The sequence below is a fragment of the Bacillota bacterium genome, assembly GCA_040755295.1.
GTDB lineage: Bacteria > Bacillota > Desulfotomaculia > Desulfotomaculales > Ammonificaceae > SURF-55.
Genome location: JBFMBK010000001.1, coordinates 434,823 through 451,579 on the forward strand (window position 1 = coordinate 434,823; position 16,757 = coordinate 451,579).

Sequence of the window (16,757 nt, forward strand, 5' to 3'; positions counted from 1 at the left end):
CGGAAGGTATGGTTGAACCGGCAGGAGTCAGCAGAGGTCATAGTACCCCACCGGAGACGTCCGGGAGGGGAAGGACCGAACATAAGGAAAGGGAAGCACGCAATGAGTTCGCGGGAAGAGCGAAGAAAGCCGAAAATCCTTAAAGGGAGCTACCCACAGGAGGAAGCGGTGAATACGCGGGGGACTGTGGGAGCGCAGAGTTCTTTCCCGGCACAAGTTACGGAGCGACCCGGCGGAAACGGTACTGACCTGATGGAGAAGGTGGTGGAGCGAAGCTATGGTTTCAGGCCGGGGCGGAACGCCTATCAGGCGGTAAAGCGGGCGCAGTCATACATTCGGCAAGGATATCGGTACGTAGTTGACCTGGACGTGGAGAAGTTCTTTGACCGGGTCAACCACGACATCCTAATGGGCAGGGTAGCGCGGAAGGTGAAGGACAAGAGGGTTCTGATGATAATCCGACGCTACTTACAGTCCGGAGTGATGCTCAACGGGTGCTAGGTCCGTAGTGAAGAAGGGACGCCACAAGGCGGTCCAATAAGCAACATTATCCTCGATGACTTGGACAAAGAACTGGAGCGGCGTGGCTACAGGTACGTCCGTTATGCGGATGACTGTAACATCTACGTCAAGAGCCAGCGCGCTGGCTTAAGAGTGATGGAGAGCGTGCGCCGGTTCACAGAAGGGCGGCTCAAGCTGAAGATCAACCTGCATAAAAGCGCCGTTGACCGGCCCTGGCGAGGAAATTACTGGGCTTCTCCTTTACCTGGGGAGAAGAGCCACGCATCCGCCTTGCGCCGAAGACGGTTCAGCGGTTCAAAGAGCGAACACTCCAGCTCACTAAGCGGAGCTGGAGTATTAGCCTAACGGACCGCCTGGAACGGTTAAACGCCTATCTTAAGGGATGGATTGGCTACTTCCGTCTGGCAGATACCTATAGTATCTTTCAGTCGCTTGACGAGTGGTTACGGCGGAGATTGCGAATGTGTCTGCTCAAGCAATGGAAGAAATCACGCACTAAACGCCGTAAACTGGTTGCGCTCGGAATCCCTGAGGAATGGGCCAAACTAATCAGCGGCTCACGCAAGGGATATTGGCGACTTGCCAACACCCTACAGGTGAACAAGGCCCTTGGTCTTACCTATTGGCGAAACCAAGGGCTTGTCAGCTTAGTTGAACGATACCGCGAACTTCGCTTATCCTTATGAACCGCCGTATACCGAACGGTACGTACGGTGGTGTGAGAGGACGGGGGTTAGCCGCCCCCTCCTACTCGGTTGCGTATCCATCTGCGTTCATCCATGGTTCAGTTTTTTAAGTCGACGGCGCGGCGATTTTAGCCGTTTTGCGTTAGTGCGACTTTCTCGAAGGATTCTGGTTTATTTTGCCGAAGATTAATGATAGGCTGCTGGAAAGAATAAGCTTCAGTATACACTTCGAAACGGATTTTCCGGCAACTGGCCGGCCTGGTTTTTAATTTCTTATCCCAATTGGTACTTTCGACTTTACGCTCGACTCGAAACGTGCAGATTATACTTCAGAACAGCATTCGACTCGTTCCCATAGGGGTGAGGTGAAATGTTTGGAGACGCTTGAACCCTTGTTCCATCCGGAAAGCGTTGCCGTAATCGGCGCTTCGAAAAACCCGGATAAGCTTGGTAATGTGATCCTGCGCAATATAGTAAAAAGCGGGTACAAAGGAATACTGTACCCGGTGAACCCCAAAGAAACGGAAATAGAAGGGGTTACAGCCTACCCTACTGTGGCGGCGGTGGGACGGCCGGTTGACCTGGCGGTAATTGTGGTTCCCGCGGAGCGTGTTCTGGACGTGGTACGGGATTGCGGCGGCGCCGGGGTAAAGACGCTCGTGGTGATTTCCGCGGGTTTTAAAGAAACGGGGAAAGAGGGTCTCGAACGGGAAAAACAGATGGTGGAACTCTGCCACCGGTACGGGATGCGCCTGCTCGGGCCTAACTGTGTGGGGGTCATGGACACGCATACCCCGTTGAACGCTTCCTTTGCCGCCGGATTTCCGTTAAAAGGCGAGATCGCTTTTGTTTCCCAGAGCGGCGCAATGCTTGTCGCGATCCTTGACTGGAGTCTGAAAACGGGCCTTGGTTTTTCACGGTTTATCAGTCTCGGCAACAAAGCGGACCTTAATGAGGCCGATTTCATTACCGGCGCCGCGGCCGACGAGAATACCAGGGTAATCCTATGCTATATTGAAGATATCAGGGACGGGGCTCATTTCCTGGAAGCGGTCGATCGGGCAACCAGATTGAAACCGGTAATCGTGCTTAAGTCAGGTACCAGCCAGGCCGGAGCCCGTGCGGCGTCCTCGCACACCGGGGCATTGGCCGGTTCGGACATAGCTTACGAAACGGCTTTCCGGCATACGGGGGTTATACGGGTTCGCTCGATGAGCGAGCTCTTCGACCTAGCGACCGTTTTCGCACGTCAACCCGTGCCGCGCGGCCCGCGTGTCGCCATTGTCACGAATGCAGGAGGGCCGGGAATCGTGGCGACCGACAGTATCGATGCCCACGGACTGGAGATGGCCCGTTTCAGCCGGGAAACCATCGAATCCTTCCGGGGAGAACTGCCGTTAGAGGCAAACGTCTTTAACCCGGTGGATGTGCTTGGCGACGCCCGGGTAGAGCGCTTCAGATTTGCCCTTGACAGGGTTCTTGCGGACGAGGGTGTGGACAGCGCAGTGGTTCTGGTCTGCCCGACCGCGGTAGCGGAACCGGTGGAAACGGCGGTGGCGGTCCTTGAAGCAAAGCAGAAATACCCGGGGAAAACCGTGCTCGGTGTATACATGGGCGGGGAAAGTCTGACCGCGGGGGCCGAACATCTGAACCGGCACGGGATACCCTGTTTCACTTTCCCGGAACTGGCGGTCGGCGCCCTGGGCGGGTTGGTGGCCTATAGCAAGACAAGACAACGTCCGCAAAAAGAAGGGATTCCGTCGTACCCGGATATCAACCCCGATGGGGTTTGGAAGGTCTTTGCGCGGGTGCAGGAGGACCGCCGCCGGACGCTGCTCGGCAGCGAGGCGGCCAGGGTGGCGGAAGCTTACGGGATACCTGTGGCGCCGACAAGGCTGGCGCGGAGGGCCATGGAGGCGGTTACTTTCGCCGCGGAATTGGGTTATCCGGTGGTTCTGAAGATCGGTTCTCCGGAGATCATCCATAAAACGGATGTCGGAGGAGTCAGGGTAGGGCTGAAAACACCGGAAGAGATCCGTGAAGCTTTCTGGGATATGATGGAGCGCGTGCACCAGCATTTGCCGCGCGCGGCTATTTACGGGGTGGAAATCCAGAAGATGTACCCGAAGGGTACGGAATTAATCGTTGGCATGACCAGGGACATTCAGTTCGGGCCGCTGATTGCTTTCGGTCTCGGCGGGATATATGTGAATCTCCTGAAGGATGTTGCCTTCCGGCTGACCTGGGACCTGAACGAGAGGGAAATTCGCGCGATGATCCGGGAAACAAAGGCCTATACACTATTGCGCGGCTATCGGGGCGAAAATCCTCTCGACATTGATGCTCTTGTAAACGTTATCGGTAGGGTCGGGCGTCTTGTTACCGATTTTCCGGAGATCGTGGAGATGGACATCAATCCGGTCTTTGCCTACCAGCAGGGGGCAGCGGCGTTAGACGTAAAGATTACAATCGGGTGAGGTGGTTAAAGTGGCGGACCTTTATTTTACCGGGACGGCGGGTAGCGGAAAAACGGCTATCGTTCTGGGGTTAGCGTTGTTCCTCAAAGAGCAGGGAGTACGCCCGGGGTACTTCAAACCGGTGGGCAATCCTCCCGGAGCCACCGGGATTGAAGATAGGGATACCATCCTGATGCGCGAGGTATTAAAACTCCCTCTGGAAGGACGCGAGGTTGCTCCGCTTGCCTTGGGGGGATATTACATTTCGAACTATAAGGACCCCGAGCACTGCCGCCGGCTTATCAAGGAGGCTTACGCAAAAACCAGGGAGGGGGTTGACGCGGTTTTGATCGACGGCGGGGCTGAACCGTGGGCGATGGCTACCTTCGGGCTCGACGCCTTGAGCCTGTCGAAAGAGTTCGGCGCCGCCATGGTCTATGTGATTCGGCCTCTTAACGACCGGAGCCTGGACGAGGTTGTTTTTCTTGCCCGGTCAGCTGTAGAACGGCAGGTCCATTTTGCCGGTGTGATTTTCAACAACGTGCCTCGTACGTTGCTGGCCAAGACGGAGGGACTCTACCGGGAGATCATTGCCGCACAGGGGGTCGAAACACTGGGCGTCATCCCGAGCCAGACGGAAATCAGCGCTCCCACGGTGGCCGAGTACCATGAGGCGCTGGGAGGCGATATCCTTACGGGGGAGGATCACCTTACGAATATAGTTGAGGATGTGCTCATCGGGGCGATGACCATCGAGAGCGCGATCGCATACTTCCGCCGTTCCGCCAATAAGGCGGTCGTCACCGGCGGCGACCGGGCCGATATAGCGCTTGCCGCTTTGGAAACCGACACCTCGGTGCTCATACTCACCGGCGGGTTGTACCCGAACGTTAAGGTAATCGCGCAGGCACAAGACAAAGGCGTACCGGTAATCCTGGTCACCTACGACACCTACCACGCGATTGAGCGTCTGGCAAAGGTAAGCCGGGTAATTCGGCCCGACGATACACGTGCCGTAACGTTGGCGCGGGAAAGCGTCACGTTACACTGCAACCTCGATAAGATAATCGACCTGGTGCGGGGGGAGTAGGTTCAACGTTCAACGTTATTAAAGTGACTTATGTTGAGCCCTGATAACATTGGACTGCCTTGCACTAAAGGTTATCGTCCTTTTCAAAAAGGGAAGTGCTCAGGTACCGCTCACCGGTATCGGGGAGGATGGTCAAAACAGTCGCCCCGCCGCCGATCTGACGGCCGACCGTAACGGCGGCCACCACGGCGGCGCCGCTGGATACTCCGGCAAGTATGCCTTCTTCCCGCGCGAGACGTCTGGCCATATTGCAGGCGTCTTTATCGCTTACCGGGACCGCGCCGTCCAAAAGCGACAGGTCGAGGTTTCCCGGGATAAAGCCGTCGCCGATGCCCTGGATACCGTGCTCTCCCGGAGGGCCGCCGCTCAGGACGGCGGAACCCGCGGGTTCGATGGCGTATATAAGAACACCGGGATAGTGTTTTTTCAGGACCCTGGCGACACCGGTCAGGGTCCCGCCGGTGCCCACCCCCGCCAGAAACGCGCTGATCGGTTCGTCCACCTGAGACATAATCTCTTGAGCGGTCGTCCGTTCGTGGTAATCAGGATTGGTTGGGTTGCTGAACTGATCCGGCATCCAGGCGCCGGGGATCGTGGACGCAAGCTCACGCGCTTTACGCACCGCGCCGGAAAGGTCCTCGGCTGCAGGTGTAAGAACGACCTCCGCGCCGAAAGCCTCCATTAGCTTTTTGCGTTCTATACTCATCTTTTCGGGCATCACGAGCATTACCCGGTAACCGCGGACGGCGCCCACCATAGCCAGGGCGATGCCCTGGTTACCGCTTGTCGGTTCCACTATCAGCCCTCCGGGCTTCAGGACACCCGACCTTTCCGCGGCCTGGATCATGCCCCAGGCGCTTCTGGCTTTAGCGCTCCCCGTAGGGTTCAACATCTCGAGCTTGGCAAGGATATTCGCCGGACATCCGTCGGTTACGCGGTTCAACCGGATAACCGGTGTCAGCCCGATTACGTCAAGAATGCTGTCATTAATCATATAAAGGACTACCTCTCATGTCTATGTATATAAAATAATTCGACAACGCCTCCCCGTAAATCCTTTCGGTTCAGGGTCGTTATTGTTAGAATATTTGGAATTTTCATCCCGGATAATAAGTGGACTCAGTCTGGCGGCCGTAAAGCCGGGGGTGTCTCACAATCTCCCGGTACTTATCATCCAGCAGCGCCACTTCAAAAGCGCCGGCTTTTAGCCACAGCTGACGACCGGCAAAGCCTGGTGAACAGGAGTATCTTATTGTCGTATTTGACTTTGCCGTAATTATCTGCTTTAACCAGCTCCAGACGGTATACATCAAAGGGGATAGATGGAAGTGAATGTAAGGCATGCCTGTCTTCCGTAAATAGTTCCGTTATGGTTCCGGGCTTTTTGTAATGCTTCCGCTGCAAATCTTCATCGCACTTTGTCAGCATCAGCCGGTTAAATTCCCGAATGTCATAAAACTCCGGTATTGGTACCAGCTGGTTACGCCTTGAGTAGCCGACTTTGTTTTCTACACTGCCTTTTTCGTGACCACTGCCGGGGTTGCAGAAGTTATGTGCAAAATTGTAGTGAAGCATGAACCGCGCAAAGCCTTTATTTACATCACGCTCGCCTTCCCGGCGGATGTTATTGACAATGGTGGACGCGTTATCAAACCATATTTCCCGGGGAGAGCCACCAATGTGCTCGAAGATATTCTTTAATCCCTCTAACAGGCACTCCTGGTTTTCTGACTTGAAAACCTGTAGATAACCGGGTTGCTGTAGGGTAAGGACAGGACCAGGTAGAAACCATCGTACAAGATTCCCCGCTCAATGAACTGGGCGGCGCCGAAATCGGCCTGGGCCTCACCAGCGGAATGTTCCAGCGGAAGATAACCACTGCCGGCGCCTTGTATCTCCGGACGTCTTCTGGCAACGTATTCCCTTACCGCACGGTCGGAAACATCAAAATCATCACCATAGAGTTCTTTGAGCCTGTCATAGACCCGCTTGGCGGTATGCCGTTGTTTGGGTTTGGCAGAGAGGTCGCTTCTTAACCACTCGTCAATTAGTTCCTTAAAAGAGTCAAGTTTGCCCTTCCTGTGTTGTTTCTCTCGCAACTGAAGATTGAAATTGTCTTTTTCCACGTACTTTTGCACCGTTTCAAAATGGTGGCCGGTTTCCCTGGCCACGGCTCGTAAAGACAACCCTTTATGGTTCTTCAAAAATCTGATATTGTGTATCTGAGCCATTGTCAACACCTTTCTTTCTTACCCCCTTTAGCTTCGCAACTAAAGGGTAGGATTTTTTCAGGGGTGCTGGCAATGGTTTTTTCCAGTTTTATGCTCTGTTTTTTAGCTTCCGCAGCGCTCTACTTTTATTGTGCCATAAACATTCACGGAGAATGGAACTATACAATTAAGACACGGTCTCAGTAATACATTAATTATATGACAGTCCCTAAGGGAAACTTATCTTTACCTGTATGGACCTAACTATTTCCACCATCGTCAACCTGATTCATCTTATTACCGCCTTTCATTAAGACATAACCTTATTTCTTTATGCCCTATTTATGTTAAACTTCTTTTTTGCCAACTTCCTGTTTCCTAGAACTACTTTCTCCCTTATTAAACCCCATCCTTAACAAGAAGCGACGGTGCAAACTAAAACGTCGCTTCTTGGTGCTTTTTAAAAGAACAATTAAAGGCAATAATTTTACGAAGGTCCGAAAATACTGTAGAACAATAGCCACATTACGCCAGTACCGACGGGTACCAAAACCCACTGCCACCCTTTTAATTTAAAATGGAAGCCTCCTGCCAGCGCGAGCTGACCAAAAGTAAGAAAAGCCGTATAAGCTCCACCGTATGACCAAATAGCCCCAATATAGCCAGAGAACGCGCTTATTAAAACCGCAAACAAACAATAAGTTGCCGATTTTTTTAGAATACCGATAAGAGTTGGAATGCCACTGGCACAGTAGATTACCCACATTGATGGTAACCAGTAACGCCATAAAGAATCGGTATAATCATACATCTTGCATCACCTTATGCTCGTTCGATAAAAAGTCAAGAAACTTACTACCTACCAGGTTAACCCGGAGCTATCTAAATCTGAGTTAAGTGGCTAATAATAATATACATGGAGATGGAGCAAGCTCCAAGCTTCACCACCGAGGTACCATCCATAACTGTATTTAGATGTACCATTAGGGTAACCGATAATACTAAGCTCATGTCTTACGTCAGTACGAAGGGGGGTAAGGAAATCATAGTTGTAGTAACTCGCTGTACCTGAACTACTAACCTGGCCTATTCCTACATAAATTGGCCCTAAAGAGGAGGAGGAGAGATACCAATGTATATTCAGGGGGGTAGGGTTTGCTGCCCACGTCGTCATCCACCGAGAAGTACCTGTTAAGGTACTATTCCAACTCTGAGAAAACGTTGTTTTGCATAAAGCCCAATTCTTAGGATCCTCGGTTCTTAGATCTAAGGTTCGTAGATAAGCAAAGGCACTCGAAGCCATGATAGACCCGTTTAAAACTATCCCTACAACAAGAAGAATTAGTGTCAGTCGGATTTTCTTATATCCGCGTGTCATTTATCACACATTTCCACATGTTAAAACAGAAAACATCAGTTGTTAACCAAACCGCTATTGGATTCTTGGAGGTACCGCTGGCGTCGCTAGTCCAGTTGCCGCTGGGGTTTTTCTGTAATTACTTCCTTCAAGGTTTTGTATGTACCGCGTACCGAATCTATTTCCAGGCTGTAAGCGAGAGGCCTTTTATCTGGAGGAACCGTCTCTGAAACCTGAACTTCTTGGCCAACACCGTTCGGGGAATTAATAATTACTACCTTATCAAGCTTTACCTCACATGCGGGATCTGGTTTAAGCTCCATCATTCGCGGTAAGTTCCGTAACTCCTGGGGTACATTCGGTATTTCTTGAGGTTGTGGATTATAACCAGAATCGGCTGCAACTATCTGAGGTACACAAAGAAGTGCAGCAACAAATACTAATGCAATAAATATAAACAGCCGACGCTTTCTGTTTTCCAGCATTTTGTTCCCTCCCGTTTTTGATTTCTGTGCCCATGGAAACGGCGTTCTGTCCACCCGTGCCTATAAAAATAGCGAAATTATGCACAACACAATACTTAACAAATGTTCCCATTTACCACTTCCTATGTCATATACTATAAAATTAAAAAAGGAGATTAAGGGTAATAGACAAATGTTTATTAAGTTTTAGCAACCACAGGTAGGCTAAGCGGGGAGGAGACGGCGATGACTTTAGAAGCTTGTTCGCCCTGATAGTTTTTACGTACAGAAAGAGGAGCTTGCCTGGATGGATAACGTCTTATACTATATGAGACAGTATTTGAAACTGTTCATGATTTTCTATCGAGGGTCTGATTTCATACCGCGTGAGCCTTAGCTTAGAAACGTTAGATTCGATAGAATGTGATGCCGTAAACGCCCGGGCCGGCGTGCGCCCCGACAACAGGCCCTACCGTTCCCTGATCCACCGTGCTGCCGGGTGGAAGGTCCTTCAGCAGGCTTGTGAGGATTTCCGCCGCTTCCGGATTGGCGCCCTGAAGCACGGCGCAAATCATCGGGTGGTTCCCGGCTTTCTGTATTGCTATTTCTGCAAGACGGCGAAGGGCGACTCTACGTCCGCGTACCTTTTCGAAAGGCTGTATAATCCCTTCATGGACGGTTAGAATGGGGTTGATATTAAGGATGGTACCCAGGAGGGCCTGCGCTTTACCGATACGCCCTCCCCGCCGGAGGTACTCGAGTGTTTCTACGCAGAAGAAAATCCGCGTCGTCTGCATGATACGCCGGGTTAATGAGACGATGTCATCCAGGGCGCGGCCTTCAAGGGCGGCCCGGGCGGCGGCCTGCGCCACAAGCCCGAGGCCTGCGGCCACCAGCCTTGAATCGATGACCGTTATCCGGGCGTCCGGGAAAAAGGAACGGGCAGTCTCCGCGGAATTCACCGTCCCGCTAAGGTCGCGCGATATATGCATTGAAATGATACTCTTGCCGTCCTCAAGCAGTTTTCGGTAAGCGGCCTCAAACTCCCCGGGGGACGGCTGGGAGGTGGTGGCTGTTTCACCCGCTTTCAGGCGTGCATAAAACGTATTTGAATCTATATCCACTCCGTCACGATAAACCTTTTGCCCGAATATGACCTTAAGCGGCACCACGGTAATCCTTAGATCCCGGGCAAGTGCCGCCGGCAGGTCGGCGGTACTATCGGTTACTATGGCGACTTCAGTTATACTTGTTCCCTCCTAACCCGGATAAACCGGAACAAATTTTAAGTCCTTATTCGGCGGCTATCAAATAGAAATAAAATGGTTGACCGCCGTACTGAAGTTCCAGTTCGACCTCCGGCAGCATCTCCGTCAGGCGGGCCGCAAGCGCCTCCGCCGCTCCGGTATCAACGTCCTTCCCGTAGAAAAGAGTAAGCACATCCCTACCCGGAACGATATCCATCGCGGCCTTTTCAACGACGCCGTTGAGGTCGTCTCCGGCAGCTATAAGATCATCGCCCCTTAAAGCGATGATTTCACCTTCACTAACCTCGCGGTCGCCGATCTTTGCGGTCCTTACCGCACGCGTGACTTCCGACGTAACGACTCTTTCGGCGGCGGTCTTCATCCGGGAACTGTTAGCGGCGGCGCCGGCAGCCGGATCAAAAGCCAGTAGAGCCGAGAGCCCCTGCGGCATGGTGGTTGTAGGAATCACCTCGACGGTCCGGCCGGTGATGTCTTGTACCTGCCGCGCGGTGAGGATTACATTACTGTTGTTCGGGAGGATAATCACGTCTTTAGCCCGGGTTCCTTCGACAGCGGCGGTGATCTCGCCTGTACTGGGATTCATGGTCTGACCGCCGGGTACTGTTGACGCGCCCAAGTTTGCGAAAAGAGCATTAAAGCCTTCTCCGATACAGACCGCTACCACCGCGGTACCAGAATACTCTTCATTTGCTTCCTGGTGTTGATCGCGCATGTTGCTGATGCGGATATTGTGCAGCGTGCCCCGCTTTATCCCTTCTTCGAGCACGATCCCCGGGTGGTCGGTATGGATATGGATCCGGAGAAGGTCCCCTTCGCCTACGACCATGAGGCAGTCGCCGCAAGGCGCCAGGGTTTCTTTAAGGTCGGTCGTGTCCGGTTGCACGCTTTTAAGAAGGAACTCCGTGCAATAGGTAAAATTGATGGTTTCCTCTTTTTTCGAAGCGAAAGACGACGCGGCTTTCCCCGCCGCGCCGGGGATGTCACCTCTTTCGGTGTTATCGGGAAGCTCAAACTCCCGGCCGACCCGGGCATGTTTCTCGGTGGCCACCCGGAAAGCTCCTTCCAGTATGGCGGTGAAACCACGCCCGCCGGCGTCCACCACTCCGGCCTCTTTTAAAAGCGGTAAAAGTTCCGGCGTTTGAGCCAGGCTGCGGGTTGCCGCCTTTAAGATATAGGTGATCAGCCTCAGCGGATTTTGGCTCCGGTGAGCGGTAGAGCAGGCTTCCTGAGCCGTGTCCTTGAGGACGGTAAGTATTGTTCCCTCCACCGGAGAACTGACCGCCCGGTAAGCCAGCTTCGTTCCCGAAACGAGGGCGTCTGCTATGTCCTGTACGCTTGCTCTTTCGATTTCCTTGAGGGCGACGGCAAATCCCTGGATGACCTGGGACAATATCACGCCGGAATTCCCACGCGCTCCCAGCAAAGCGCCGCGGGCGGCGGATTCCGCCGCCGCGCCGATTTGTCGGGGCGGCGGGTCGCTGATAGCCGCCACGGCGGCCTCAAGGGTCGCCTGCATATTGGAACCGGTGTCGCCGTCGGGAACCGGAAAGACGTTCAGGGCGTCGACCTCCCGGCGGTGAAGGCCAAGCCACTGGAGCGCACCTTTGAGTATCCTGGTGAATAAAACGCCGTCGATACCGTTTGCCTCCAAGGAGATCGTCATCTTCCTTCCTCACTGAAACGTCGGTATCAGAGGCAGTTCCCCTGTGTCCGAACCCGGGGGGATAACGGGAGGCGGTCCCGGAAGATCCGATGGTTGGCCTTCACCATTGTTCGATCCATCACCCGGGATCAGGCTGTTGCCATGGAGGCCGCAGCTTTCCGTGGGTGCCCGTTCGGCGGCATCGGCGACGGAAGAGGGAACCTGGTAGGGTAATTTTACCAGAACCTTAGATAACCTCTCCGGGCAGTTTTCCGTCGCCAGAAGGCCCGAAGTCGCGCAAACATCGACCAGCACGTGGGTATTATCAACCGACGTAGGGATTGTCCCCTGCGCGAAAAGATCAGTCAACTGGTCTTCAGCAGGCGTCAACGGACCCGGGAGAAGGCCTGATTTGCTGTCCACGGTCGCCGCAGTGATACCGGGCGGGCGGACGAAGTTTTGCGACGGAGCGTCCTTCAACGCGTTGGACATGATTTCATGCCAGATCATTGCCGGATAGCTGCCCCCGTACTCCCGGGGCATTGCCCGCGGCTGATCGTGGCCGATCCAGACCACAGCGACGAGTTCAGGGGTATAACCGCAGAACCAGACGTCCTTACTGTCGTCGGTGGTACCGGTCTTGCCCGCCGCGGAGTGGGAACCCAGACGCGCCCTGCGTCCTGTTCCGCGCTCCACGACCGACTGCAGCATGTCGGTCACCAGGTATGCAGTGGTGGCCTTCATCACACGGACCCTTTTGGGCTTAAACTCGTCAAGGACGGTATCGTTTCTTGTTGTAACCTTGGTGATTGCGGTCGGGGGGATGTAGATCCCCTGGTTGGCAAAGGCGCCGTATGCCTGTGCCATCATGAGGGGTGTGACCCCCTTGTGAACCCCTCCCAGTGCCAGGCTTAAACCCTCCTGACCGGGGGAGAACACGATTCCCAGACGGGAGGCGAATGCTTCCGCCTTTGTAAGCCCTACCTTTTGTAACACCCGTACGGCGGGGACGTTTATCGAACTGGTAACGGCGGTGCGCAGCGTGATAAGCCCGCGGTACTTTCCGTCGTAATTCTTCGGCTTATAATCGCTGAACTGGACAGGCGCGTCATCAACTACCGTGGCCGGACCGTAGCCAAGCTCCTCAATAGCGGGCCCGTAAGCGATAATCGGCTTAAAAGCAGACCCCGGTTGGCGGTAGATATCTGTTGCGCGGTTAAGTCCCCGCTGGTGGGTATATTCACGGCCTCCCACGAACGCTTTAATTTGGCCGTTATGGGGGTCTAGCACCACCGCCGCTCCCTGCGGTTCAATCCTGCCCTCACTGTCCCGGCTGGAAGGGGGGAAGTTTTTTGAGTTCTGCATCGCCTTTTCGGCTGTTTCCTGAATCTTCGGGTCAACCGTGGTATAAACCTTCAGCCCGCCCCGAAACACCTGGTTCACGCCGTATTTGGCGACCAACTGGTCAGTGACATAATCGACAAAGAAAGGGTATAAGTATGCCTTTCCGGATCCCGTACCAGCATTGAGTTTAAAAGGTTCGGCCTTGGCTTGTTCGGCCTTTTCCGGCGAAATAAAGCCATAGCGGGACATGTTGTCAAGAACGGAATTGCGGCGCTTAAGAGCGGCCTGCGGGTCGCGGAAAGGGGAATAAATCGACGGTCCCTTTAACACAGCTGAAAGCAGGGCGCCTTCCGCGATAGTAAGCCGGCTTACATCCTTATTGAAATAGGTTCTTGAAGCGGCCTGGATCCCGTAAGCTCCTTCCCCGAAGTAGACATGGTTCAGGTAAAGCTCCAGAATCTCCTGTTTTTGAAAGTGGCGTTCGATTTGAAGCGCTAAGACGGCTTCCTGAATTTTGCGCTTTATTGTTTGATCTTGAGACAGAAAGCAGGTTCTTGCGAGCTGCTGTGTTATGGTGCTGCCGCCTTCCCTTATTTCCCCGCCGACCAGGTCACGGAAGAGGGCGCGGAAAATAGCGCGCGGATCGACTCCTACGTGGTCGTAAAAGCGTACGTCTTCGGTGGCCAGGAAAGCATTCTGAACCTCGATAGGAATCGCGCTAAGTTTCACCGGCACACGGTTTTGGATGCCGATTTCCGTTATCACGTCTCCATTTTTATCATACAGAGTTGTTGAAAGCGAACCCTCCAGGCGGTTCGGGTCGAACGACGGCATTCCTTTCAGACTGTACACAAAGATTCCCGCCGCTCCTACTCCGAGAAAGAATATTCCCAATAGTACGACTAAAACCGTCAGCCGCCACGGGTTTAAACGTTTCTTTTTCTTCCTTGTTCGATTATTCATATTACACCGCCTCACTTTAAACACCGTTGACGCCAAAATTATAGCACATTTCACAACCCGCTTAAACATGTCGGGCGATTAGCATTTGTTGTAATATGTGCCGCGGCTTTGCTATAATGATATCTATTCAGGCGTTCCGTCATCGGCGCGGCAAATTAGATTTTCACTTCCCAATGCTTTGCCTGCATCTCGCCGCGTTCCGCCGGCGAAATACTAAGCGGCTGAATAGTTACCTATAATGCTAATGATTTTTCACGGCTGGAGAGGATAAAGCTTGAAAACCGTATCCGAACAGATGAGGATCATCCAAAGGGGCGTAGCGGAAATAATCATCGAAGAAGAGCTTGAAAAAAAGCTCACCCGCGCCGTCTCAACCGGTAAACCGCTTAAAGTGAAACTGGGGCTCGATCCTACGGCGCCCGATATACATCTGGGCCATACCGTGGTGCTTCAGAAGATGCGGCAGTTTCAGGAACTCGGGCACCGGATTATTATTATAATCGGCGATTTTACGGGACGCATCGGCGATCCGAGCGGAAAGACGGAAACCCGGAAACAGTTGAGCGAGGAAGAGGTCCTGGCCAACGCCCAGACTTATAAGGAACAGATATTTAAAATCCTGGACCCGGATAAGACGGAGATCGTCTTCAATAGTTCGTGGCTTGCCTCTCTGACCTTCGCCGATGTCATCCAGCTTGCGGCAAACTATACCGTGGCGCGGATGCTGGAACGGGAGGATTTTAGCAAACGTTTTAAGGGCAACCTGCCCATTTCGATTCATGAGTTTTTTTACCCGTTGATGCAGGGGTATGATTCGGTCGCTCTGCGTGCTGATATAGAAATGGGTGGAACAGACCAGCGGTTTAACCTCTTAATGGGGCGGACCCTCCAGACGGCGTACGGCCAGGAGCCTCAGGCGGCGATCACCATGCCCATCCTCGAAGGGCTCGACGGCGTGCATAAAATGTCCAAAAGCCTCGGGAATTATATCGGAATCACCGAACCGCCGGAGGAAATATACGGCAAGGTCATGTCCTTGCCGGACGAATTGATAATCCGCTATCTGGAATTGGTCACTTCCGTTCCCGATGAAGAGGTACGGGTTATCGCGGCGGGGCTCAAGGAGGGCGGAGTGCATCCGCGCGACGCGAAGATGCGTCTGGCCCGGGAGGTCATAAGTCAGTTTTACACCCTTGAGGCGGCGCAAAAAGCAGAAGCCGAGTTTATCCGCGTTTTCCAGGAAAGAGAGCTTCCAAGTGAAATCCCCGGTTTTATGGTTCCTCAGGACGCCATAAACGACGGGCTGGTTCACCTGCCACGCCTTTTAATGCTGTCGGGGCTGGTTCCGAGTACCAGTGAAGGGCGGCGTCTTATTATTCAGGGCGGCGTCCGGGTTAACGAAACAAAAATTGTTGATCCCAACGCCGCGATCCCACCGGTACCCGGCACGATTATCCGGATCGGCCGCCGGAAATTCACCCGCTTAATTTAACCTACCCCGGACAAGCCGGAACCAAAATATTTCACCACATTTCGTCTTTTCCCCCTCCGTGTGCTCAGTATCTCTGTGGTTAATTTTTCTTGCCGGATCTTGCGTCAAAGGCCCTAAGGAAAATCCCGACACGCTTTTCCCCCGTTGGCTCATATATTAATTAATGTAGGAAGGTTTCAACGGGAGGAAGCTCTTGTTTCGCAGACCGGTAATCACTCCCATCATCTGGGTCTTAATGCTGGCCGGTTTTATCGGCGGCGGTTTGTTCTATGGTTTGGAGCGAAAGCTTTTTCCGACGGTGCTGGCGTTTGCCGAGCCAAAGGTAGTCCAGACCGCGGTGGAGGCGGTCAACGGCGCCGTCAGGTCGGAAGTATTGAGCCGGAGGCTGCGTTACGAAGACCTGGTGACGATTCATAAGGACGACGAAGGCCGCATCGTCCTGGTGCAGGCGGATACGGTCAAGGTGAACGATATGGCCGCAAGCGTGGCGGTAGCGGTTGAAAAGGGGCTGCGCGAATTACAGCAGGAAGAGTTCGAAGTGCCTCTGGGTCAGATTTTAGGCAGCCAGTTTCTTGCGAACTGCGGGCCACGGGTAAAGGTGCAGATAATTCCGGTTGGTTCGGTGAAAGTCGTGATGCTCGATAAATTCGAGTCGGCGGGGATCAATCAGACGCGGCACCGCTTCTCCCTTCATCTCGATACGAGTGTGCGCATCGCCGTTCCCCTGCATAACAAAGAGGCGCGTATAACAACGGATGTGCCTCTTGTAGAGAACATTATCGTAGGTACCGTACCCAGTACCTTTGTAAGTATTCCGGGCGGATTGACGTTTACGCCGCCTAAACCTTAGTAATGTTTAAGAACCTGTGTGTTTATTACGATAAAACAGGTATGGGAAAAGCTTTCCCGGTTACATTCCGAACCCTTTGCGACCGTTAAAAAGTTGTTAAAAAGTATTTTTTTAGGGCGTTGACACGGGGCGGGGTCTGTGCTATATTCTTAATTGCGCCCTGTCGGGTAAGCGAATGCCGGGTTCAACACCGGTCCGACAGCGGTCAAGGTTCCGGGACGAAACAAAAAATGGTTCTTGACTCCCGGGCGCAAAAAGAATAAAATGAAAAAGTCGTGATTTAACCGGTCTTTGAAAACTGAACAGTGGTAAGTGAAGGAGCAAGGCTCACGAGATTTCTTAGAGTAAAGCCAGACACACGTATGAAGTAGGAAGGCCCTTTATTGAAGAGAATCGGGTCTTGGGAACGGGAA

General features: G+C 53.2%; 12 protein-coding genes and 1 pseudogene. 5 read left to right on the plus strand and 8 right to left on the minus strand.

From position 1 onward, the window contains the following. Nucleotides 1–81 precede the first annotated feature (81 nt). The 3 genes and pseudogenes from AB1500_01930 (at nucleotide 82) to AB1500_01940 (ending at nucleotide 4,754) form a co-directional block, all read left to right on the plus strand. A pseudogene (locus AB1500_01930) lies at nucleotides 82–1,208 on the plus strand (reverse transcriptase domain-containing protein). Between the two features lie 374 nt (nucleotides 1,209–1,582). After that, nucleotides 1,583–3,685: an acetate--CoA ligase alpha subunit gene (acs, locus tag AB1500_01935; GenBank protein MEW6181923.1), complete on the plus strand. Its 2,103-nt coding sequence runs from the start codon at nucleotides 1,583–1,585 to the stop codon at nucleotides 3,683–3,685. Between the two features lie 10 nt (nucleotides 3,686–3,695). Beyond that, complete coding sequence (locus AB1500_01940; GenBank protein MEW6181924.1) at nucleotides 3,696–4,754, plus strand: phosphotransacetylase family protein; 1,059 nt, start codon at nucleotides 3,696–3,698, stop codon at nucleotides 4,752–4,754. A 64-nt stretch (nucleotides 4,755–4,818) separates the two neighbouring features. On the opposite strand, the gene cysK is transcribed toward AB1500_01940, so the two are convergent. The 8 genes from cysK to AB1500_01980 form a co-directional block, all read right to left on the minus strand. Then, nucleotides 4,819–5,748: a cysteine synthase A gene (gene cysK / locus AB1500_01945; GenBank protein MEW6181925.1), complete on the minus strand. Its 930-nt coding sequence runs from the start codon at nucleotides 5,746–5,748 to the stop codon at nucleotides 4,819–4,821. A 103-nt stretch (nucleotides 5,749–5,851) separates the two neighbouring features. Further along, complete coding sequence (locus AB1500_01950) at nucleotides 5,852–6,097, minus strand: hypothetical protein (GenBank protein MEW6181926.1); 246 nt, start codon at nucleotides 6,095–6,097, stop codon at nucleotides 5,852–5,854. Nucleotides 6,098–6,460: 363 nt separating this feature from the next. Further along, nucleotides 6,461–6,985 (minus strand): hypothetical protein, encoded by a 525-nt coding sequence (locus tag AB1500_01955; GenBank protein ID MEW6181927.1) that lies wholly within the window; start codon nucleotides 6,983–6,985, stop codon nucleotides 6,461–6,463. Between the two features lie 466 nt (nucleotides 6,986–7,451). Further along, nucleotides 7,452–7,775: a hypothetical protein gene (locus AB1500_01960; protein ID MEW6181928.1), complete on the minus strand. Its 324-nt coding sequence runs from the start codon at nucleotides 7,773–7,775 to the stop codon at nucleotides 7,452–7,454. Between the two features lie 653 nt (nucleotides 7,776–8,428). Continuing rightward, on the minus strand, nucleotides 8,429–8,806 hold the full coding sequence (locus AB1500_01965; GenBank protein MEW6181929.1) for a hypothetical protein: 378 nt from the start codon (nucleotides 8,804–8,806) through the stop codon (nucleotides 8,429–8,431). A gap of 386 nt (nucleotides 8,807–9,192) precedes the next feature. Beyond that, nucleotides 9,193–10,032, minus strand: coding sequence for a DegV family protein (locus AB1500_01970; GenBank protein MEW6181930.1), 840 nt, complete (start codon nucleotides 10,030–10,032; stop codon nucleotides 9,193–9,195). A 46-nt stretch (nucleotides 10,033–10,078) separates the two neighbouring features. Beyond that, on the minus strand, nucleotides 10,079–11,716 hold the full coding sequence (locus AB1500_01975) for a DAK2 domain-containing protein (GenBank protein MEW6181931.1): 1,638 nt from the start codon (nucleotides 11,714–11,716) through the stop codon (nucleotides 10,079–10,081). A 9-nt stretch (nucleotides 11,717–11,725) separates the two neighbouring features. Continuing rightward, complete coding sequence (locus AB1500_01980) at nucleotides 11,726–14,002, minus strand: penicillin-binding protein 1A (protein ID MEW6181932.1); 2,277 nt, start codon at nucleotides 14,000–14,002, stop codon at nucleotides 11,726–11,728. 274 nt (nucleotides 14,003–14,276) lie between these two features. On the opposite strand from AB1500_01980, the gene tyrS reads away from it, so the two are divergent. Together tyrS and yunB are read left to right on the plus strand one after the other, a co-directional pair. Beyond that, on the plus strand, nucleotides 14,277–15,494 hold the full coding sequence (gene tyrS / locus AB1500_01985) for a tyrosine--tRNA ligase (protein MEW6181933.1): 1,218 nt from the start codon (nucleotides 14,277–14,279) through the stop codon (nucleotides 15,492–15,494). A gap of 193 nt (nucleotides 15,495–15,687) precedes the next feature. Then, nucleotides 15,688–16,344: a sporulation protein YunB gene (gene yunB, locus AB1500_01990; protein ID MEW6181934.1), complete on the plus strand. Its 657-nt coding sequence runs from the start codon at nucleotides 15,688–15,690 to the stop codon at nucleotides 16,342–16,344. Nucleotides 16,345–16,757 lie beyond the last annotated feature (413 nt).